This window comes from Pseudomonas sp. TE9122 (genome assembly GCF_056278925.1).
In genome coordinates this window covers 4,760,374-4,781,207 of sequence record NZ_JBWBQI010000001.1, presented here as the reverse complement: position 1 = coordinate 4,781,207, position 20,834 = coordinate 4,760,374, and the positions used below count along the sequence as shown (strand labels likewise).

The window sequence follows — 20,834 nt, the reverse complement described above, 5'->3', positions numbered from 1 at the left end:
CCCAAGCAATTTGCTGACCTGAAAAGGCGCCAGATTGCGGTGTGTGAAGACGAAACGAACCGAAAGTTCGAAACGCACAAACACCGAAAGCTGTCACATACCCAATTTGCTGAAGCGAGGCCATCTGGTCACGAGTCAGTACCCGAATTTCTTGACGACCATAGAGCGTTGGAACCACCTGATCCCATCCCGAACTCAGCAGTGAAACGATGCATCGCCGATGGTAGTGTGGGGTTTCCCCATGTGAGAGTAGGTCATCGTCAAGATTAAATTCCGAAACCCCAATTGCGAAAGCAGTTGGGGTTTTGTTTTGCCTGCGAGAAATGTGTCCGCTTGATTTCTATGCAACGGCCCGGGGCATGGCTATTATGCGGGCCTCATTATGAGGCGATACCTGCATGCTGACGTTGTTGAACCTACTGAAGGATGGACGATTCCATTCCGGACAGGACTTGGGCGTTGCCCTGGGAATTAGCCGAAGTGCTGTATGGAAGCAGCTACAACAGCTTGAAGCTGAACTCGGCCTGTCGATCCATAAAGTTCGCGGTCGCGGATATCAATTGTCGGCGCCTCTGATGCTCCTGGATCCACTTGAAATAACCAGGAAGATGCCCGAATGGCCGGTGCGTGTGTTCGACTCCGTCGACTCGACAAATGCCGAAGCTCTGCGCTCCATCAGCGAGGGCGCCCCCGCGCCGTTTTTGGTGCTCGCGGAGCGACAATTGGCAGGCCGTGGTCGTCGAGGCCGCAAGTGGGTGAGCCCATTTGCGGAAAATCTTTATTACAGCCTGGTTCTTCGAATAGATGGCGGCATGCGTCAGCTTGAGGGGTTGAGCCTTGTTGTTGGCTTGGCCGTGATGCAGACCTTGCGAAGCGCCGGCGTGCCCAATGCCGGTTTGAAGTGGCCCAACGATGTTTTGGTGGGTAACAAGAAAATAGCCGGCATCCTGCTCGAACTCGTCGGCGATCCGGCGGATGTATGTCATGTTGTATTGGGTATAGGAATCAACGTGAATATGCAGGTTGCCGATGAGGTCGACCAGCAATGGACTTCTATAAAACTGGAGTCAGGCAAAGCCTGCGATCGCAATGCTCTGGTGGTTGAGTTGAGTAATCAACTCAAAGCTTATACCCATAAACACCAGCTCAACGGGTTCGCAAGTCTGCAGGCAGAATGGGCGGAAAATCATCTGTGGCAGGGTCGATCCGTGTCGTTGATCGCGGGTAACAGCCATATCGATGGGATAGTGCTCGGGATTGATAGCCAAGGCGGGTTGCGCTTGATTGTAGATGGTGTTGAAAAAGTCTTTAGTGGTGGAGAGCTCAGCCTGAGGTTGCGTGATGATTCTTGAGCTTGACTGCGGCAATAGTTTTATCAAATGGCGCGTGCTGGATGCGTCGGCGAGTGGGCTGGTCTCGGAAGGAGTTGTAGATTCCAATCAGGCTTTGCTTGAGAGTCTACGGATCATAAAGTCGCTCTCGCTGCGCAAGTGTCGTTTGGTAAGCGTCAGGACTAACGAGGAAACCAGCGCTTTAACCGAAATGCTTGAGCGCGCGTTCGGTATTCCTATCGTGTGTGCGAAACCCGCCCGCGAGATGTCCGGTGTTCGAAACGGCTATGAGGACTATGAGCGTCTGGGGCTTGATCGCTGGCTGGCGATGCTCGGCGGCTTCCACCTGGCTGCCGGAAGTGCTTGCCTGGTTCTCGATTTCGGTACCGCGGTCACTGCCGATTTTGTCGCGGCTGACGGTGAGCATCTCGGGGGGTTCATTTGTCCTGGTATGCCTTTGATGCGAAACCAGTTGCGCACCCATACCCGTAAAATTCGTTATGGTGATGAAGCAGCAGAGCGCGCCCTTTCCAGTCACGTCCCGGGACGGACCACCGTTGAAGCGGTGGAGCGCGGTTGTTCTTTGATGCTGAGGGGCTTCGTTCTCACTCAATTAGAGCTGGCTCGAGCGTACTGGGGAGAGCAATTCGCCGTCTTTATTACGGGAGGGGATGCCGAGTTGGTTAAAGGCGTCGCGCCTGACGCCAGGGTTGTGCCCGACCTGGTTTTTGTCGGCTTGGCGATGGCTTGTCCCTTGTCTTGAGGTTTATATGCGTTGGTTGTTCCTGCTGCTGGTTGTACTCAATGTTTTTTACTATGTCTGGCATCAGCAGGAAGCGCCCTTGCGAGCCAAAGATGTAACGCCTCTTAATCTGTATCGTGGTTCGCAGCAGGATATCCGTCTGCTGAGCGAAACCGCAGGTGAAGGTCGAAGAGGCGAGGTGGCGCCGCGTCAGCAGTGCTTGTTCCTTGGTGGATTTTCTGACGAAGATTCAATTGCCAGGTTGCAACAGCGTCTGGTGGCGATGAAAGTCAATGTGCAATCCCTGCCGAAAGATGCTGCCGGAAGCGGGTACTGGCTGGCAGCTGCGCCGGACAGCCAGCGTTTGTTGGGCGATCTGCAGTTGCAAAACCTTTCCAAGGAATTCAATGAGTTAAAACATAAAATAATGCTGTGCGAAGGGGTTGCACCTGCTCAATAGTTTGCATAGAATGGCGCCCGCTCCACAGCGAACACCTTAAGCGGGATTCGAAGTGAAGCGTGTCAACGCAGCTAACCTCAGGTTTTTAAATGAGAAAATGCTTGACAGGGGTTTGGCATGATATAGAATGCCGGCCTGATTAGGAGGGGTTCCCGAGCGGCCAAAGGGATCAGACTGTAAATCTGACGTCTACGACTTCGAAGGTTCGAATCCTTCTCCCTCCACCAGATTTAAGCGTGAGCTGCAGGCTCCGCGGGTATAGTTTAGTGGTAGAACCTCAGCCTTCCAAGCTGATGATGCGGGTTCGATTCCCGCTACCCGCTCCAAGTTTGCAGGTTGTGCAAAAGGGTTTTGCTCTTGTAGCTCAGTTGGTAGAGCACACCCTTGGTAAGGGTGAGGTCAGCGGTTCAAATCCGCTCAAGAGCTCCATATAACAAGGCAGATATGAAAATATCTGCCTTTGTTTTAATGGTTGATATTGTTTGTCTAATTTCTTCTGTAGAGGGTGATATCGATGGCTAAGGAAAAATTTGATCGTTCCCTGCCCCACGTCAACGTTGGGACCATTGGTCACGTTGACCACGGTAAAACCACTCTGACTGCTGCTCTGACTCGCGTTTGCTCCGAGGTTTTCGGTTCTGCAGTCGTTGACTTCGACAAGATCGACAGCGCACCAGAAGAAAAAGCTCGCGGTATCACCATCAACACCGCGCACGTTGAGTACAACTCGAAGATCCGTCACTACGCTCACGTTGACTGCCCAGGTCACGCTGACTACGTGAAGAACATGATCACCGGTGCTGCTCAGATGGACGGCGCTATCCTGGTTTGCTCGGCCGCTGATGGTCCGATGCCGCAAACCCGTGAGCACATCCTGCTGTCCCGTCAGGTTGGCGTTCCGTACATCGTGGTCTTCCTGAACAAGGCTGACCTAGTAGACGATGCTGAGCTGCTGGAACTGGTTGAGATGGAAGTTCGTGACCTGCTGTCGACTTACGACTTCCCGGGCGACGACACTCCGATCATCATCGGTTCGGCTCGTATGGCGCTGGAAGGCAAAGACGACAACGAGATGGGCACCACTGCCGTCAAGAAGCTGGTTGAAACTCTGGATGCCTACATCCCAGAGCCAGTTCGTATGATCGATAAGCCATTCCTGATGCCAATCGAAGACGTATTCTCGATCTCGGGTCGCGGTACTGTTGTGACTGGTCGTATCGAGCGCGGTATCGTTCGCGTTCAGGACCCGCTGGAAATCGTTGGTCTGCGTGACACCACCGTTACTACTTGCACCGGTGTTGAAATGTTCCGCAAGCTGCTCGACGAAGGTCGTGCTGGCGAGAACTGCGGCGTTCTGCTGCGTGGTACCAAGCGTGACGACGTTGAGCGTGGCCAGGTTCTGGTCAAGCCAGGTTCGGTCAAGCCGCACACCAAGTTCACCGCAGAAGTTTACGTTCTGAGCAAGGAAGAAGGTGGTCGTCACACTCCGTTCTTCAAAGGCTATCGTCCACAGTTCTACTTCCGTACTACTGACGTGACTGGTAACTGCGAGCTGCCAGAGGGCGTTGAAATGGTAATGCCAGGTGACAACATTCAGATGACTGTTACCCTGATCAAAACCATCGCGATGGAAGACGGTCTGCGTTTCGCTATCCGTGAAGGCGGTCGTACCGTCGGCGCTGGCGTCGTAGCAAAAATCATCGAATAAGCGGTTGTAATGTATTTTTCGGGCCGGCATAATGGTCGGCCTGATTTTGTTTTAGGTCAGTAGCTCAATTGGCAGAGCGACGGTCTCCAAAACCGTAGGTTGGGGGTTCGATTCCCTCCTGACCTGCCAGATTCACTCGGTGTATCTGGCTTTCTTTTCACAGGATCTTCATAGATGACTCCTAAAGCTGAAGCTCAAGGCTCTCGCTTCGATCTGCTCAAGTGGCTTGTAGTAGTCGCTTTGGTGGTTGTTGGCGTTGTTGGCAATCAGTATTACGCTGCTTCGCCGATCCTGTACCGTGTACTCGCTTTGCTTGCCATTGCTGCCGTAGCTGCCTTTGTAGGCCTGCAAACCGCGAAGGGCAAGTCTTTCTTTGTACTGGTTAAGGAAGCTCGCACCGAGATTCGTAAAGTCGTGTGGCCAACTCGCCAAGAAACCACGCAGACCACGCTGATTGTCGTGGCTGTTGTTTTGGTTATGGCGTTGCTGCTGTGGGGGCTTGATTCCCTGCTCGGCTGGCTTGTTTCCTTGATTGTCGGCTAAGGGTGTCCCGTGGCTAAGCGTTGGTATGTTGTGCATGCTTACTCGGGTTACGAGAAGCATGTGATGCGCTCGCTCATCGAGCGCGTAAAGCTGGCTGGCATGGAAGATGGCTTCGGCGAAATTCTGGTTCCCACTGAAGAAGTGGTAGAGATGCGTAACGGCCAGAAGCGCAAAAGCGAGCGGAAGTTCTTTCCAGGCTATGTGCTGGTCCAGATGGATATGAACGAGGGTACTTGGCACTTGGTCAAGGATACTCCTCGGGTGATGGGTTTCATCGGCGGTACTGCTGACAAGCCTGCGCCAATTACAGATAAAGAGGCAGAAGCGATTCTGCGTCGCGTTGCTGATGGTAGCGACAAGCCGAAGCCGAAGACTTTGTTCGAGCCGGGCGAGACGGTACGTGTCAATGACGGTCCATTCGCTGATTTCAACGGCGTTGTGGAAGAAGTTAACTACGAAAAGAGCCGGATCCAAGTGGCAGTGCTCATTTTCGGTCGCTCTACTCCGGTGGAGCTCGAGTTCAGTCAGGTCGAGAAGGTCTAACTGGACAAGCAATCCCAACCCCGCAGCCTTAGGCTGTGGGGTTTTGTCGTCACTGGGATAAACGCGCAAGTAACCGGGGAGCCTTTCGAGGCGTTCGAACCCGTAATTGGAGTGCCTCATGGCCAAGAAGATTACCGCTTACATCAAGCTGCAAGTGAAGGCCGCTCAGGCTAACCCAAGTCCACCGGTTGGTCCTGCTCTGGGTCAGCACGGCGTGAACATCATGGAATTCTGCAAGGCTTTCAACGCCCGTACTCAGGGTCTTGAGCCAGGTCTGCCGACTCCAGTGATCATCACTGTCTACAGCGACCGTAGCTTCACTTTCGAAACCAAATCCACCCCTGCTTCGGTTCTGCTGAAGAAGGCGGCCGGTCTGACCAGCGGTTCCGCTCGTCCGAACACCGTTAAGGTTGGCACTGTTACCCGTGCTCAGCTGGAAGAAATCGCGAAAACCAAAAACGCGGATCTGACTGCAGCTGATATGGATGCAGCCGTGCGTACTATCGCCGGTTCTGCTCGTAGCATGGGCCTTAACGTGGAGGGTGTGTAATGGCTAAGCTGACCAAGCGTCAAAAGGCTATCGCCGGCAAAATCGAAGCAGGCAAGGCCTACAACATTGTAGACGCCGCTGCTCTGCTGGCCGAGCTGTCGACTGTCAAGTTCAGCGAGTCGTTCGACGTTGCTGTAAACCTGGGTGTAGACCCGCGTAAATCCGACCAGGTTGTTCGTAGCGCTACTGTGCTGCCACACGGCACTGGCAAGACCGTTCGCGTTGCTGTGTTCACCCAGGGTCCAGCTGCTGAGGCCGCTCTGGCTGCCGGCGCTGATCGTGTAGGTATGGACGACCTGGCTGCCGAAATGAAAGGCGGCGACCTGAACTATGACGTAGTGATCGCATCCCCGGATGCCATGCGCGTTGTAGGTCAGTTGGGTCAGATCCTCGGTCCACGTGGCCTGATGCCTAACCCTAAAGTCGGCACCGTAACTCCAGACGTAGCCAACGCGGTCAAGAACGCCAAGGCTGGTCAGGTTCGTTATCGCACCGACAAAAACGGCATCATCCACACTTCCGTTGGCAAGATCGGCTTCGACGCCGTCAAGCTGAAGGAAAACGTTGAAGCCCTGATCGCTGATCTGAAGCGTATCAAGCCAGCTTCCTCGAAAGGTATTTACGTCAAGCGCGTTACCCTGAGCACCACTATGGGCCCAGGTCTGGTTATCGACCAGAGCTCGCTCGACGCGTAAGACAAAGGTTGGCGCGGATTGTCGCGCCAATTGAAAGATTGGGGTCCCTGCCTGGCGGGGGCTATCCAAGACCGTAGGCGGCGCAAGCCTTAAACCTCAAGCCTACGCAGATGGTGCTCCCGGTTCCTTACCGAATCAGACACCAAAACGACATTCGGTTCCGATCGAATGAAACGGTAACAAGCAGGAGTTAAACCCGTGGCAATTAATCTCGAAGACAAGAAGGCCATCGTCGCTGAAGTCAACGAGGCTGCCAAAGTCGCTCTGTCCGCTGTCGTGGTTGATGCACGTGGCGTAACAGTAGGCGCAATGACCGGACTCCGTAAAGAGGCTCGTGAAGCTGGCGTTTACGTACGTGTTGTACGTAACACCCTGCTCAAGCGCGCTGTTGCTGACACTCAATACAGTGTCCTCAACGACGTGTTCACCGGCCCGACCCTGATTGCATTCTCGAACGAACATCCGGGCGCTGCTGCCCGTATCTTCAAAGAGTTTGCCAAGGGTCAGGACAAGTTCGAGATCAAGGCAGCTGCGTTCGAGGGCAAGTTCCTCGCAGCTAATCAGATCGACGTACTGGCAACTCTGCCGACCCGTGACGAAGCAATTTCTCAGCTGATGAGCGTGATTCAAGGCGCAACCAGCAAATTGGCTCGTACTCTGGCGGCAATTCGCGACCAAAAAGAAGCTGCCGCAGCCTAAGGCTCGTCACTTCTCGCGTTTTTTGTTTATTTCGATGGTCGCGTAGGCCGTCCCCCAATTCAGGAATTGAGTCATGTCTCTGACTAACGAACAAATCATCGAAGCAATCGGCCAGAAATCCGTAGTGGAAATCGTTGAGCTGATCAAAGCGATGGAAGAAACCTTCGGTGTTACCGCTGCTGCCGCTTCGGCTGGCCCAGCTGTAGCTGCTGCTGCTGTTGAAGAGCAAACCGAGTTCAACGTTGTTCTGCTGGAAGCTGGCGAGAAGAAGGTTAACGTGATCAAGGCAGTTCGTGAACTGACCGGTCTGGGCCTGAAAGAAGCCAAAGAGAAAGTAGACGGCGCTCCTCAGGTTGTAGCTGAAGGCGTTTCGAAAGAAGCGGCTGAAGACGCCAAGAAGAAGCTGGAAGAAGCAGGCGCTAAAGTCGAGCTGAAGTAAGCATCGACTTTGCTCCTCCAGCCCGAGCGTCAAGCGACAGGCTGATGGCTGGTGGCTCTTGCCACCGGCCTTTTTCCGTTATTGGCAGCCGACTGGGTCGGTGCTGATAAAGGCGCTGTAACCACCCGATGCGGTGGCGCAAACCATGGGGTTTGCACGATTTTCTGGCTGCTCCCGTCGGGAGGGGCCAAACAAGCAGGTGACCAAGCTGGGGAACGCTGATGGCTTACTCATATACTGAGAAAAAACGTATCCGCAAGGACTTTAGCAAGTTGCCGGACGTCATGGATGTGCCTTACCTCCTGGCCATCCAGCTGGATTCGTATCGTGAATTCTTGCAAGCGGGAGCGACTAAAGATCAGTTCCGCGACGTGGGCCTGCATGCGGCCTTCAAATCCGTTTTCCCGATCATCAGCTACTCCGGCAATGCTGCGCTGGAGTACGTCGGTTATCGCCTGGGCGAACCGGCATTTGATGTCAAAGAATGCGTATTGCGCGGTGTAACTTTCGCCGTACCTTTGCGGGTAAAAGTGCGCCTGATCATTTTCGACAAAGAATCGTCGAACAAAGCGATCAAGGACATCAAAGAGCAAGAAGTCTACATGGGTGAAATCCCCCTGATGACTGAGAACGGTACCTTCGTAATCAACGGTACCGAGCGTGTTATCGTTTCCCAGCTGCACCGTTCCCCGGGCGTGTTCTTCGACCACGACCGCGGCAAGACGCACAGCTCCGGCAAACTGCTGTACTCGGCTCGCATCATTCCTTACCGCGGTTCGTGGCTGGACTTCGAATTCGACCCGAAAGACTGCGTCTTCGTGCGTATCGACCGTCGTCGCAAACTGCCGGCTTCGGTACTGCTGCGCGCACTCGGTTACACCACCGAAGAAGTGCTGGACGCGTTCTACACCACCAACGTATTCCACCTGAGCGGCGAAACCCTCAGCCTGGAACTGGTGCCATCGCGCCTGCGTGGTGAAGTTGCGGTTCTGGACATCCAGGACGAGAAGGGCAAGGTCATCGTTGAGCAAGGCCGCCGTATTACCGCGCGCCACATCAACCAGATCGAGAAGGCCGGTATCAAGACGCTGGACGTGCCACTGGACTACGTCCTCGGCCGCACCACCGCCAAGGCTATCGTGCACCCGGCTACCGGCGAAATCCTGGCCGAATGCAACACCGAGCTGAACACTGAAGTCCTGGCAAAGATCGCCAAGGCCCAGGTGGTTCGCATCGAGACCCTGTACACCAACGACATCGACTGCGGTCCGTTCGTCTCCGACACGCTGAAGATCGACTCCACCAGCAACCAATTGGAAGCGCTGGTCGAGATCTATCGCATGATGCGTCCAGGCGAGCCGCCAACCAAAGACGCTGCCGAGACCCTGTTCAACAACCTGTTCTTCAGCCCTGAGCGTTATGACCTGTCTGCGGTCGGCCGGATGAAGTTCAACCGTCGTATCGGTCGTACCGAGATCGAAGGTTCGGGCGTGCTGTGCAAGGAAGACATCGTCGCGGTCCTGAAGACTCTGGTCGACATCCGCAACGGTAAAGGCATCGTCGATGACATCGACCACCTGGGTAACCGTCGTGTTCGCTGCGTAGGCGAAATGGCCGAGAACCAGTTCCGCGTTGGCCTGGTACGTGTTGAGCGTGCGGTCAAAGAGCGTCTGTCGATGGCTGAAAGCGAAGGCCTGATGCCGCAAGACCTGATCAACGCCAAGCCAGTGGCTGCGGCGGTGAAAGAGTTCTTCGGTTCCAGCCAGCTGTCGCAGTTCATGGACCAGAACAACCCGCTGTCCGAGATCACCCACAAGCGTCGTGTCTCTGCACTCGGCCCTGGCGGTCTGACTCGTGAGCGCGCAGGCTTCGAAGTCCGTGACGTACACCCGACTCACTACGGTCGTGTCTGCCCGATTGAAACGCCGGAAGGTCCGAACATCGGCCTGATCAACTCCCTGGCTGCGTACGCTCGCACCAACCAGTACGGCTTCCTGGAAAGCCCGTACCGCGTGGTGAAAGAGGGTGTGGTCACCGACGAGATCGTGTTCCTGTCCGCTATTGAAGAAGCCGATCACGTGATCGCGCAGGCTTCGGCGACCATGAACGAGCAGAAAGTCCTGATCGACGAACTGGTTGCCGTACGTCACCTGAACGAATTCACCGTCAAGGCGCCGGAAGACGTCACCCTGATGGACGTTTCGCCGAAGCAGGTTGTGTCGGTTGCAGCGTCGCTGATTCCGTTCCTTGAGCACGACGACGCCAACCGTGCGTTGATGGGTTCGAACATGCAGCGTCAGGCTGTACCGACTCTGCGCGCTGACAAGCCGCTGGTAGGTACCGGCATGGAGCGTAACGTAGCCCGTGACTCCGGCGTTTGCGTCGTGGCTCGTCGTGGTGGCGTGATTGACTCCGTCGACGCAAGCCGTATCGTGGTTCGTGTTGCCGATGACGAAGTTGAAACCGGTGAAGCCGGTGTCGATATCTACAACCTGACCAAATACACCCGCTCGAACCAGAACACCTGCATCAACCAGCGTCCGCTGGTACGTAAAGGTGATCGCGTTCAGCGTAGCGACATCATGGCCGACGGCCCGTCCACCGACATGGGTGAACTGGCACTGGGTCAGAACATGCGCATCGCGTTCATGGCATGGAACGGCTTCAACTTCGAAGACTCCATCTGCCTGTCCGAGCGTGTTGTTCAGGAAGATCGTTTCACCACGATCCACATTCAGGAACTGACCTGTGTGGCCCGTGACACCAAGCTTGGCCCAGAGGAAATCACTGCGGACATCCCGAACGTGGGTGAAGCTGCACTGAACAAGCTGGACGAAGCCGGTATCGTTTACGTAGGTGCTGAAGTAGGCGCAGGCGACATCCTGGTGGGTAAGGTCACTCCGAAAGGCGAGACCCAACTGACTCCGGAAGAAAAACTGCTGCGTGCAATCTTCGGTGAAAAAGCCAGCGACGTTAAAGACACCTCCCTGCGCGTGCCAACCGGCACCAAAGGTACTGTCATCGACGTACAGGTCTTCACCCGCGACGGCGTTGAGCGTGATGCTCGTGCACTGTCGATCGAGAAGTCCCAGCTGGACGAGATCCGCAAGGATCTGAACGAAGAGTTCCGCATCGTTGAAGGCGCGACTTTCGAACGTCTGCGTTCCGCACTGGTAGGCCACAAGGCCGAAGGCGGCGCCGGCCTGAAGAAAGGTCAGGACATCACCGACGAAGTACTCGACGGTCTTGAGCACGGCCAGTGGTTCAAACTGCGCATGGCTGAAGATGCGCTGAACGAGCAGCTCGAGAAGGCTCAGGCCTACATCGTTGATCGTCGCCGTCTGCTGGACGACAAGTTCGAAGACAAGAAGCGCAAACTGCAGCAGGGCGATGACCTGGCTCCAGGCGTGCTGAAAATCGTCAAGGTTTACCTGGCAATCCGTCGCCGCATCCAGCCGGGCGACAAGATGGCCGGTCGTCACGGTAACAAGGGTGTGGTCTCCGTGATCATGCCGGTTGAAGACATGCCGCACGATGCCAATGGCACCCCGGTCGACGTGGTCCTTAACCCGCTGGGCGTACCTTCGCGTATGAACGTTGGTCAGATTCTCGAAACCCACCTGGGCCTCGCGGCCAAGGGTCTGGGCGAGAAGATCAACCGGATGGTCGAAGAGCAGCGTAAAGTCGCTGAACTGCGCACTTTCCTGGACGAGATCTACAACCAGATCGGCGGTCGTAACGAAGATCTGGACAGCTTCTCCGATCAGGAAATCCTCGATCTGGCGAACAACCTGCGTGGCGGCGTTCCAATGGCCACTCCAGTGTTCGACGGCGCCAAGGAAAGCGAAATCAAGGCCATGCTGAAACTGGCAGACCTGCCGGAAAGCGGCCAGATGCAGCTGACCGACGGCCGTACCGGCAACAAGTTCGAGCGTCCAGTTACCGTTGGCTACATGTACATGCTGAAGCTGAACCACTTGGTAGACGACAAGATGCACGCGCGTTCTACCGGTTCTTACAGCCTGGTTACCCAGCAGCCGCTGGGTGGTAAGGCGCAGTTCGGTGGTCAGCGTTTCGGGGAGATGGAGGTCTGGGCACTGGAAGCATACGGTGCTGCTTACACTCTGCAAGAAATGCTCACAGTGAAGTCGGACGATGTGAACGGCCGTACCAAGATGTACAAGAACATCGTGGATGGCGATCACCGTATGGAGCCGGGCATGCCCGAGTCCTTCAACGTGTTGATCAAGGAAATTCGTTCCCTCGGCATCGATATCGATCTGGAAACCGAATAACACGTGACGCGAATCGAGAGCGGGGCAGGATTGCCCGCTCTCTGCTCCGCCAGGAGGAAAGGCCTTGAAAGACCTACTGAATTTGCTGAAAAACCAGGGTCAAGTCGAAGAGTTCGACGCCATCCGTATCGGATTGGCCTCGCCGGAGATGATCCGTTCGTGGTCGTTCGGTGAAGTTAAAAAGCCGGAAACCATCAACTACCGTACGTTCAAACCTGAGCGTGACGGCCTGTTCTGCGCCAAGATCTTTGGCCCGGTAAAGGATTACGAGTGCCTGTGCGGTAAGTACAAGCGCTTGAAGCACCGTGGTGTGATCTGCGAGAAGTGCGGCGTTGAAGTTGCACTGGCCAAGGTTCGTCGTGAGCGCATGGCGCACATCGAGCTGGCTTCGCCGGTTGCCCACATCTGGTTCCTGAAATCGCTGCCGTCCCGTATCGGCCTGCTGATGGACATGACCCTGCGTGATATCGAGCGCGTTCTCTACTTCGAGAGCTATGTCGTTATCGATCCAGGCATGACCACCCTTGAAAAAGGTCAGCTGCTGAACGACGAGCAGTACTTCGAAGCGCTTGAAGAGTTCGGTGACGATTTCGATGCCCGCATGGGTGCTGAAGCTGTCCGTGAACTGCTGCACGCTATCGACCTGGAGCACGAGATTGGCCGTCTGCGCGAAGAGATTCCGCAAACCAACTCGGAAACCAAGATCAAGAAGCTGTCCAAGCGTCTGAAATTGATGGAAGCCTTTCAGGGTTCCGGCAACCTGCCAGAGTGGATGGTGCTGACCGTTCTGCCGGTTCTGCCGCCAGATCTGCGTCCACTGGTCCCGCTGGATGGCGGTCGTTTCGCGACCTCCGACCTCAACGATCTGTATCGTCGAGTGATTAACCGTAACAACCGTTTGAAGCGCTTGCTGGATCTGTCGGCTCCGGACATCATCGTGCGCAACGAAAAGCGCATGTTGCAGGAAGCGGTCGATGCATTGCTCGACAACGGTCGTCGTGGTCGCGCTATCACCGGTTCCAACAAGCGTCCTCTGAAATCCCTGGCTGACATGATCAAGGGTAAGCAGGGTCGTTTCCGTCAGAACTTGCTCGGTAAGCGTGTTGACTACTCCGGTCGTTCGGTAATTACCGTAGGCCCGACCCTGCGTCTGCACCAGTGCGGTCTGCCGAAGAAGATGGCTCTCGAGCTGTTCAAGCCGTTCATTTTTGGCAAGCTGGAAATGCGTGGTCTGGCGACCACCATCAAAGCGGCCAAGAAAATGGTCGAGCGCGAACTGCCAGAGGTTTGGGACGTTCTCGCTGAAGTGATTCGCGAACACCCGGTTCTTCTCAACCGTGCACCGACCCTTCACCGTCTGGGTATCCAGGCGTTTGAACCGGTACTGATCGAAGGTAAGGCTATCCAGCTGCACCCGCTGGTCTGCGCCGCGTACAACGCCGACTTCGACGGCGACCAAATGGCCGTGCACGTACCGCTGACACTGGAAGCCCAGCTCGAAGCGCGTGCGTTGATGATGTCGACCAACAACATTCTGTCGCCAGCCAACGGTGAGCCAATCATCGTTCCGTCGCAGGACGTTGTATTGGGTCTGTACTACATGACTCGTGAAGCGATCAACGCCAAGGGCGAAGGTCGTGTGTTCGCGGATCTGCAGGAAGTCGACCGTGTGTTCCGTGCCGGCGAAGCTGCACTGCACGCCAAGGTCAAGGTTCGTATCAACGAAACCGTCAACGACCGTGACGGCAACAGCGTGAGCGGTACCCGTATCGTCGACACCACTGTCGGCCGTGCGCTGCTGTTCCAGGTTGTGCCGAAAGGTCTGTCGTTCGACGTCGTCAACCTGCCGATGAAGAAAAAGGCGATCTCCAAGCTGATCAACCAGTGCTACCGTGTGGTTGGTCTGAAAGAGACCGTGATCTTCGCTGACCAGTTGATGTACACCGGTTTCGCTTACTCGACCATCTCCGGCGTTTCGATCGGTGTTAACGACTTCGTTATCCCGGATGAAAAAGCCCGCATCATCGGTGCAGCCACCGACGAAGTGAAAGAGATCGAGAGCCAGTACGCCTCCGGCCTGGTAACCCAGGGCGAGAAGTACAACAAAGTGATCGACCTCTGGTCGAAAGCGAACGACGAAGTTTCCAAGGCGATGATGGCCAACCTCTCGAAAGAGAAAGTCATCGACCGTCACGGCGACGAAGTCGATCAAGAGTCTTTCAACTCGATGTACATGATGGCCGACTCGGGTGCGCGGGGTTCCGCAGCACAGATTCGTCAGCTGGCCGGTATGCGTGGTCTGATGGCCAAGCCGGACGGTTCCATCATTGAAACGCCGATTACTGCGAACTTCCGTGAAGGTTTGAGCGTACTTCAGTACTTCATCTCGACTCACGGTGCTCGTAAAGGTCTGGCGGATACCGCGTTGAAAACTGCGAACTCCGGTTACCTGACTCGTCGTCTGGTAGACGTGGCGCAGGATCTGGTTGTAACCGAGATCGATTGCGGCACTGAACACGGTCTGCTGATGACTCCGCACATTGAAGGCGGTGACGTTGTAGAGCCGTTGGGTGAGCGCGTATTGGGTCGTGTCATTGCCCGTGACGTATTCAAGCCAGGCACCGAGGACGTCATCGTTCCTGCCGGTACTCTGGTAGACGAGAAGTGGGTCGAATTCATCGAGCTGAACAGCATCGACGAAGTGATCGTGCGTTCGCCGATCAGCTGCGAAACCCGCTATGGCATTTGCGCCAAGTGCTACGGCCGTGATCTGGCTCGTGGTCACCAGGTGAACATCGGTGAAGCGGTCGGCGTTATCGCTGCCCAGTCCATCGGTGAGCCGGGTACCCAGCTGACCATGCGTACGTTCCACATCGGTGGTGCGGCAAGCCGTACTTCCGCGGCCGACAGCGTTCAGGTGAAGAATGGCGGTACCGTCCGTCTGCACAACCTGAAGCACGTTGAGCGAGTGGATGGCCATCTGGTTGCTGTGTCCCGTTCCGGTGAGCTGGCAATCGCGGACGATTTCGGTCGTGAGCGCGAGCGTTACAAGCTGCCGTACGGTGCTGTGATTTCGGTTAAAGAAGGTGACAAGGTCGACGCTGGCGCAATCGTGGCCAAGTGGGATCCGCACACTCACCCGATCGTTACCGAAATGAAAGGTACCGTGACCTACGTGGGCATGGAAGAAGGCATTACGATCAAGCGTCAGACTGACGAATTGACCGGTATGACCAACATTGAAGTACTCGACGCGAAAGATCGTCCAGCTGCCGGCAAGGAAATCCGTCCAGCAGTGAAGATGGTCGACGACAACGGCAAGGATCTGTTGCTGCCAGGCACTGACGTTATCGCTCAGTACTTCCTGCCAGCCAACGCCCTGGTCGGTGTGGCTGACGGTGCGAAGATTGCGATCGGTGATGTTATCGCTCGTATCCCGCAGGAAACTTCGAAGACCCGCGACATCACCGGTGGTCTGCCGCGTGTTGCCGACCTGTTTGAAGCGCGTCGTCCGAAAGAAGCGTCGATTCTGGCTGAAGTCAGCGGCACCATCGCGTTCGGTAAAGAGACCAAGGGCAAGCGCCGTCTGGTCATTACCCCGAACGACGGTAGCGATCCGTACGAAGAGCTGATTCCGAAGTGGCGTCACCTGAACGTCTTCGAAGGCGAACAGGTAAACCGCGGCGAAGTTATCTCCGACGGTCCAAGCGATCCGCACGACATCCTGCGTCTGCTGGGTGTGAGCGCGCTGGCCAAGTACATCGTCAACGAGATCCAGGACGTTTATCGTCTGCAAGGCGTGAAGATCAACGACAAGCACATCGAGACCATCCTGCGTCAGATGCTGCGTAAAGTTGAGATCTCCGAGTCCGGCGATTCCAGCTTCATCAAGGGCGACCAGATGGAACTGACTCACGTTCTGGTCGAGAACGAACGTCTGAGCGCGGAAGACAAGTTTGTCTCCAAGTTCACTCGCGTTCTGCTGGGTATCACCAAGGCGTCGTTGTCCACCGAATCGTTCATCTCGGCGGCTTCCTTCCAGGAAACCACTCGCGTACTGACCGAAGCGGCAGTCACCGGCAAGCGCGATTACCTGCGCGGCCTGAAAGAAAACGTAGTCGTGGGTCGTCTGATCCCGGCCGGTACCGGTCTTGCCTATCACAGCGAGCGCAAGCGTCGCCGTGATGCCGACAAGCCGTTGCGCGTAAGCGCCAGTGAAGTGGAAGCTGCACTGACCGAAGCGCTGAACTCGAGCGGTAACTGAGTTCTGCGATAAACGAGAGTGAGGCCCTGATCGCTCCGTTCGTCGAATCGAGACATTAAGTCAAGGTTCGATGGGCGGGGAGGTCGGGGCCTTGCCTTGACTGGAATCAAGATCCTCTTTAGACTCTTGATCCCCTAAATTTGGCGGGAATTCGTTCCTGCCATTTTGCTTTTCTTGCAAGACAATAGCGTCGCAAGACAACAGTGGAGCTAGTAGATGGCAACTATCAACCAGCTGGTACGTCAGCCGCGTAAGCGTATCGTCGAGAAATCCGACGTGCCTGCGCTGCAGAACTGCCCGCAACGTCGTGGCGTGTGCACCCGTGTGTACACCACCACGCCGAAAAAACCTAACTCGGCACTGCGTAAAGTATGCCGTGTGCGTCTGACCAACGGTTTCGAGGTTTCCTCGTACATCGGTGGTGAAGGCCACAACCTGCAAGAGCACAGCGTGGTACTGATCCGCGGCGGTCGTGTAAAAGACTTGCCAGGTGTTCGTTACCACACCGTTCGCGGCTCCTTGGATACTTCCGGCGTTAAAGGCCGTAACCAGGGTCGTTCGAAGTACGGTACCAAGCGTCCGAAGTAATCGGCCGTTTTGCAGATTTTTATTTTATTGAGTCGATAAGAGTAAGGTCGGGCACGCATCCTCTGGATCTGTCCCGAGCTAACCTGAAGACCGCTTGAGGGCTTATCATGCCAAGACGTCGCGTAGCAGCAAAGCGTGAGATTCTGGACGATCCGAAATACGGAAGCCAGATCCTCGCCAAATTCATGAACCACGTTATGGAAAGCGGCAAGAAAGCCGTTGCCGAGCGTATCGTTTATGGTGCCCTGGAAACCGTTGCGGCCCGTAAGGCTGGCACCGATCCCCTGGAACTCTTCGAAAAAGCACTCGACGCCATCGCTCCGCTGGTCGAAGTGAAGTCGCGCCGCGTTGGTGGTGCTACTTACCAGGTTCCGGTCGAGGTTCGTCCTTCCCGTCGTAACGCTCTGGCAATGCGCTGGTTGGTAGACTTCGCCCGTAAGCGCGGCGAGAAGTCTATGGCTCTGCGTTTGGCTGGCGAACTGCTGGATGCTGCTGAAGGTAAAGGTGCTGCTGTTAAGAAGCGTGAAGACGTGCACCGTATGGCCGAAGCTAACAAAGCTTTCTCGCACTACCGCTTCTAATTTTAGCTTCACTAATTTTGCGAGGGCTTTATGGCTCGTACTACTCCGATTAGCCGCTACCGTAACATCGGTATCGTCGCTCACGTGGATGCTGGTAAAACCACCACCACCGAGCGCGTACTGTTTTACACCGGCAAAAGTCACAAAATGGGCGAGGTGCATGATGGCGCCGCGACCACAGACTGGATGGTTCAGGAGCAGGAGCGTGGTATTACCATTACTTCTGCTGCCATTACCGCCTTCTGGAAAGGTTCCGAGAAGCAGTACTCTCACGAGCACCGTTTCAACGTAATCGATACCCCGGGCCACGTTGACTTCACCATTGAAGTTGAGCGTTCCCTGCGCGTACTCGACGGCGCTGTCGTTGTGTTCTGCGGTACTTCGGGTGTTGAGCCACAGTCGGAAACCGTATGGCGTCAAGCCAACAAATACGGCGTTCCACGTCTTGTTTACGTAAACAAGATGGACCGTGCCGGCGCCAACTTCCTGCGCGTGATCGGTCAGATCAAGCAGCGTCTGGGTCACACTCCGGTGCCGATCCAGTTGGCCATCGGTTCCGAAGACAACTTCCAGGGTCAGATCGATCTGATCAACATGCAAGCTGTCTACTGGAACGACTCTGACAAAGGTATGGTTCCTGTTCGCAAGGACATTCCTGCCGAGCTGCAAGAGCTGGCGGAAGAGTGGCGCAACAACATGGTTGAAGCTGCCGCCGAAGCCAACGAAGAGCTGATGAACAAGTACCTGGAAGGCGAAGAGCTGTCGATCGAAGAGATCAAGGCTGCTTTGCGTCAGCGTACTATCGCCGGCGAAATCGTTCTGGCCGTTTGCGGTTCTTCGTTCAAGAACAAGGGCGTTCCCCTGGTTCTCGACGCCGTTATCGACTACCTGCCTGCTCCGACCGACATTCCTGCTATCAAGGGTTCCAACCCTGATAACGAGGAAGAAGAGATGGAGCGTCATGCAGACGACAACGAGCCTTTCGCGGCTCTGGCGTTCAAGATCGCTACCGACCCATTCGTGGGTACTCTGACCTTCGTCCGCGTTTACTCGGGCGTGTTGAACTCCGGCGACGGCGTGATCAACTCGGTCAAAGGCAAGAAAGAGCGCGTGGGTCGTATGGTGCAAATGCACGCAAACGCCCGTGAAGAGATCAAGGAAGTACGCGCTGGTGACATCGCGGCCCTGATCGGCATGAAGGACGTCACCACTGGTGAAACCCTCTGCAACGCTGACAAGCCAATCATCCTGGTTCGCATGGACTTCCCGGAGCCGGTTATTTCGGTTGCCGTAGAGCCTAAGACCAAGGATGACCAGGAAAAAATGGGTATCGCTCTGGGCAAACTTGCTCAGGAAGACCCGTCTTTCCGCGTTAAAACTGATGAAGAGACTGGTCAGACGATCATCTCCGGCATGGGCGAGCTGCACCTGGACATCCTGGTTGACCGGATGCGCCGTGAGTTCAACGTCGAAGCCAACATCGGCAAGCCTCAGGTTTCGTATCGTGAGCGCATCACGAAGAACTGTGAAATCGAAGGCAAGTTCGTTCGTCAGTCCGGTGGTCGCGGCCAGTTCGGTCACTGCTGGATCCGTTTTGCTCCTGCTGACGAAGGTCAGGAAGGTCTGCAATTCGTGAACGAAGTTGTAGGTGGTGTGGTTCCTAAGGAATACATCCCGGCTATCCAGAAGGGTATCGAAGAGCAGATGAAGAACGGCGTTGTTGCCGGCTATCCGCTGATCGGCCTGAAGGCTACCGTGTTCGATGGTTCTTACCACGACGTCGACTCCAACGAGATGGCGTTTAAAGTGGCTGCTTCCATGGCGACCAAGCAACTGGCCCAGAAGGGTGGTGGTGAGTTGCTCGAGCCGATCATGGCGGTAGAGGTTGTTACGCCTGAAGACTATATGGGTGATGTGATGGGCGACCTTAACCGTCGTCGCGGCATGATCCAGGGTATGGAAGACACAGTGTCCGGCAAGGTTATCCGTGCCGAGGTTCCACTGGGTGAGATGTTCGGTTATGCGACCGACGTTCGTTCCATGTCCCAGGGTCGCGCAAGCTACTCTATGGAATTCAAAAAATATGATACGGCTCCGTCGCACATCGTCGAATCCGTAACCAAAAAACAAGGCTGATTCAGCCCCTTTAGGCTAGGAGTTAATTGTCGTGGCTAAAGAAAAATTTGATCGTTCCCTACCGCACGTCAACGTTGGCACCATCGGTCACGTTGACCACGGTAAAACCACTCTGACTGCTGCTCTGACTCGCGTTTGCTCTGAAGTTTTCGGTTCTGCAATCGTTGACTTCGACAAGATCGACAGCGCACCAGAAGAAAAAGCTCGCGGTATCACCATCAACACCGCGCACGTTGAGTACAACTCGAAGATCCGTCACTACGCTCACGTTGACTGCCCAGGTCACGCTGACTACGTGAAGAACATGATCACCGGTGCTGCTCAGATGGACGGCGCTATCCTGGTTTGCTCGGCCGCTGATGGTCCGATGCCGCAAACCCGTGAGCACATCCTGCTGTCCCGTCAGGTTGGCGTTCCGTACATCGTGGTCTTCCTGAACAAGGCTGACCTGGTAGACGACGCTGAGCTGCTGGAACTGGTTGAGATGGAAGTTCGTGACCTGCTGTCGACTTACGACTTCCCGGGCGACGACACTCCGATCATCATCGGTTCGGCTCGTATGGCGCTGGAAGGCAAAGACGACAACGAGATGGGCACCACTGCCGTCAAGAAGCTGGTTGAAACTCTGGATGCCTACATCCCAGAGCCAGTTCGTATGATCGACAAGCCATTCCTGATGCCAATCGAAGACGTATTCTCGATCTCGGGTCGCGGTACTGTTGTGACTGGTCGTATCGAGCGCGGTATCGTTCGCGTTCAGGATCCGCTGGAAATCGTTGGTCTGCGTGACACCACCGTTACTACTTGCACCGGTGTTGAAATGTTCCGCAAGCTGCTCGACGAAGGTCGTGCTGGCGAGAACTGCGGCGTTCTGCTGCGTGGTACCAAGCGTGACGACGTTGAGCGTGGCCAGGTTCTGGTCAAGCCAGGTTCGGTCAAGCCGCACACCAAGTTCACCGCAGAAGTTTACGTTCTGAGCAAGGAAGAAGGCGGTCGTCACACTCCGTTCTTCAAAGGCTACCGTCCACAGTTCTACTTCCGTACTACTGACGTGACTGGTAACTGCGAGCTGCCAGAAGGCGTTGAAATGGTAATGCCAGGTGACAACATTCAGATGACTGTTACCCTGATCAAAACCATCGCGATGGAAGATGGTCTGCGTTTCGCTATCCGTGAAGGCGGTCGTACCGTCGGCGCTGGCGTCGTAGCCAAAATCATCGAGTAAGACTTTTAAAGTCAGCTTGATGAATTGAAAAAGCC

16 protein-coding genes, 4 tRNA genes and 1 rRNA gene are annotated in these 20,834 nt (G+C 55.4%); all 21 read left to right on the top strand.

From position 1 onward, the window contains the following. Nucleotides 1-150 precede the first annotated feature (150 nt). The 21 genes from rrf (at nt 151) to tuf (ACZ9BE_RS21525) (ending at nt 20,799) form a co-directional block, all read left to right on the top strand. A 5S ribosomal RNA gene (rrf, locus tag ACZ9BE_RS21625) occupies nt 151-266 on the top strand. 132 nt (nt 267-398) lie between these two features. After that, complete coding sequence (birA, locus tag ACZ9BE_RS21620; RefSeq protein ID WP_150638814.1) at nt 399-1,352, top strand: bifunctional biotin--[acetyl-CoA-carboxylase] ligase/biotin operon repressor BirA; 954 nt, start codon at nt 399-401, stop codon at nt 1,350-1,352. After that, a complete protein-coding gene (locus tag ACZ9BE_RS21615; protein ID WP_056786910.1) occupies nt 1,342-2,094 on the top strand; it encodes a pantothenate kinase in 753 nt (250 codons plus the stop codon). Before birA ends, ACZ9BE_RS21615 begins: the two co-directional genes overlap by 11 nt. Before the next feature lie 7 nt (nt 2,095-2,101). Continuing rightward, a complete protein-coding gene (locus ACZ9BE_RS21610) occupies nt 2,102-2,533 on the top strand; it encodes a hypothetical protein (protein ID WP_095181969.1) in 432 nt (143 codons plus the stop codon). Between the two features lie 142 nt (nt 2,534-2,675). Then, nucleotides 2,676-2,760 (top strand) — tRNA-Tyr (locus ACZ9BE_RS21605). A gap of 25 nt (nt 2,761-2,785) precedes the next feature. Continuing rightward, nucleotides 2,786-2,859, top strand: a tRNA-Gly gene (locus tag ACZ9BE_RS21600). A gap of 27 nt (nt 2,860-2,886) precedes the next feature. After that, nucleotides 2,887-2,962: transfer RNA gene (locus tag ACZ9BE_RS21595), tRNA-Thr, on the top strand. Between the two features lie 85 nt (nt 2,963-3,047). Beyond that, a complete protein-coding gene (gene tuf, locus ACZ9BE_RS21590; protein WP_076564322.1) occupies nt 3,048-4,241 on the top strand; it encodes an elongation factor Tu in 1,194 nt (397 codons plus the stop codon). A 53-nt stretch (nt 4,242-4,294) separates the two neighbouring features. Beyond that, nucleotides 4,295-4,370, top strand: a tRNA-Trp gene (locus tag ACZ9BE_RS21585). A 45-nt stretch (nt 4,371-4,415) separates the two neighbouring features. Next, the gene (gene secE / locus ACZ9BE_RS21580) at nt 4,416-4,784 is read left to right on the top strand and encodes a preprotein translocase subunit SecE (RefSeq protein WP_016772937.1); all 369 of its coding nucleotides are present in this window, start codon (nt 4,416-4,418) and stop codon (nt 4,782-4,784) included. Between the two features lie 9 nt (nt 4,785-4,793). Next, nucleotides 4,794-5,327 (top strand): transcription termination/antitermination protein NusG, encoded by a 534-nt coding sequence (gene nusG / locus ACZ9BE_RS21575; RefSeq protein WP_007957598.1) that lies wholly within the window; start codon nt 4,794-4,796, stop codon nt 5,325-5,327. A gap of 118 nt (nt 5,328-5,445) precedes the next feature. Beyond that, the gene (gene rplK / locus ACZ9BE_RS21570; RefSeq protein ID WP_003176435.1) at nt 5,446-5,877 is read left to right on the top strand and encodes a 50S ribosomal protein L11; all 432 of its coding nucleotides are present in this window, start codon (nt 5,446-5,448) and stop codon (nt 5,875-5,877) included. After that, nucleotides 5,877-6,572 carry a 50S ribosomal protein L1 gene (gene rplA / locus ACZ9BE_RS21565; RefSeq protein ID WP_024014523.1) on the top strand — a complete coding sequence of 232 codons (696 nt, stop codon included), beginning with the start codon at nt 5,877-5,879 and terminating at the stop codon, nt 6,570-6,572. The genes rplK and rplA overlap by 1 nt, the downstream gene beginning before the upstream one ends. Before the next feature lie 198 nt (nt 6,573-6,770). Continuing rightward, nucleotides 6,771-7,271 carry a 50S ribosomal protein L10 gene (gene rplJ / locus ACZ9BE_RS21560; RefSeq protein WP_008081912.1) on the top strand — a complete coding sequence of 167 codons (501 nt, stop codon included), beginning with the start codon at nt 6,771-6,773 and terminating at the stop codon, nt 7,269-7,271. 73 nt (nt 7,272-7,344) lie between these two features. Continuing rightward, a complete protein-coding gene (gene rplL / locus ACZ9BE_RS21555) occupies nt 7,345-7,710 on the top strand; it encodes a 50S ribosomal protein L7/L12 (RefSeq protein WP_007962228.1) in 366 nt (121 codons plus the stop codon). A gap of 221 nt (nt 7,711-7,931) precedes the next feature. Beyond that, nucleotides 7,932-12,005, top strand: coding sequence for a DNA-directed RNA polymerase subunit beta (gene rpoB / locus ACZ9BE_RS21550; protein WP_016772939.1), 4,074 nt, complete (start codon nt 7,932-7,934; stop codon nt 12,003-12,005). Between the two features lie 64 nt (nt 12,006-12,069). Further along, nucleotides 12,070-16,269 (top strand): DNA-directed RNA polymerase subunit beta', encoded by a 4,200-nt coding sequence (gene rpoC / locus ACZ9BE_RS21545; protein WP_016772940.1) that lies wholly within the window; start codon nt 12,070-12,072, stop codon nt 16,267-16,269. A gap of 216 nt (nt 16,270-16,485) precedes the next feature. Beyond that, nucleotides 16,486-16,857, top strand: a complete 372-nt coding sequence (gene rpsL / locus ACZ9BE_RS21540; RefSeq protein WP_003186084.1) for a 30S ribosomal protein S12 — start codon at nt 16,486-16,488, stop codon at nt 16,855-16,857. Between the two features lie 107 nt (nt 16,858-16,964). Beyond that, a complete protein-coding gene (gene rpsG / locus ACZ9BE_RS21535) occupies nt 16,965-17,438 on the top strand; it encodes a 30S ribosomal protein S7 (RefSeq protein ID WP_016772941.1) in 474 nt (157 codons plus the stop codon). Between the two features lie 30 nt (nt 17,439-17,468). Beyond that, nucleotides 17,469-19,574, top strand: coding sequence for an elongation factor G (gene fusA, locus ACZ9BE_RS21530; protein WP_016772942.1), 2,106 nt, complete (start codon nt 17,469-17,471; stop codon nt 19,572-19,574). 31 nt (nt 19,575-19,605) lie between these two features. Then, complete coding sequence (gene tuf, locus ACZ9BE_RS21525; protein WP_064361246.1) at nt 19,606-20,799, top strand: elongation factor Tu; 1,194 nt, start codon at nt 19,606-19,608, stop codon at nt 20,797-20,799. The last annotated feature ends 35 nt before the right edge of the window (nt 20,800-20,834 follow it).

Coding starts and splice junctions, on each gene's coding strand:
- birA (WP_150638814.1), top strand. CDS start 399: ATGCTGACGTTGTTGAACCTACTGAAGGATGGACGATTCCATTCCGGA.
- ACZ9BE_RS21615 (WP_056786910.1), top strand. CDS start 1,342: ATGATTCTTGAGCTTGACTGCGGCAATAGTTTTATCAAATGGCGCGTG.
- ACZ9BE_RS21610 (WP_095181969.1), top strand. CDS start 2,102: ATGCGTTGGTTGTTCCTGCTGCTGGTTGTACTCAATGTTTTTTACTAT.
- tuf (WP_076564322.1), top strand. CDS start 3,048: ATGGCTAAGGAAAAATTTGATCGTTCCCTGCCCCACGTCAACGTTGGG.
- secE (WP_016772937.1), top strand. CDS start 4,416: ATGACTCCTAAAGCTGAAGCTCAAGGCTCTCGCTTCGATCTGCTCAAG.
- rplK (WP_003176435.1), top strand. CDS start 5,446: ATGGCCAAGAAGATTACCGCTTACATCAAGCTGCAAGTGAAGGCCGCT.
- rplA (WP_024014523.1), top strand. CDS start 5,877: ATGGCTAAGCTGACCAAGCGTCAAAAGGCTATCGCCGGCAAAATCGAA.
- rplL (WP_007962228.1), top strand. CDS start 7,345: ATGTCTCTGACTAACGAACAAATCATCGAAGCAATCGGCCAGAAATCC.
- rpoB (WP_016772939.1), top strand. CDS start 7,932: ATGGCTTACTCATATACTGAGAAAAAACGTATCCGCAAGGACTTTAGC.
- rpsL (WP_003186084.1), top strand. CDS start 16,486: ATGGCAACTATCAACCAGCTGGTACGTCAGCCGCGTAAGCGTATCGTC.
- rpsG (WP_016772941.1), top strand. CDS start 16,965: ATGCCAAGACGTCGCGTAGCAGCAAAGCGTGAGATTCTGGACGATCCG.
- fusA (WP_016772942.1), top strand. CDS start 17,469: ATGGCTCGTACTACTCCGATTAGCCGCTACCGTAACATCGGTATCGTC.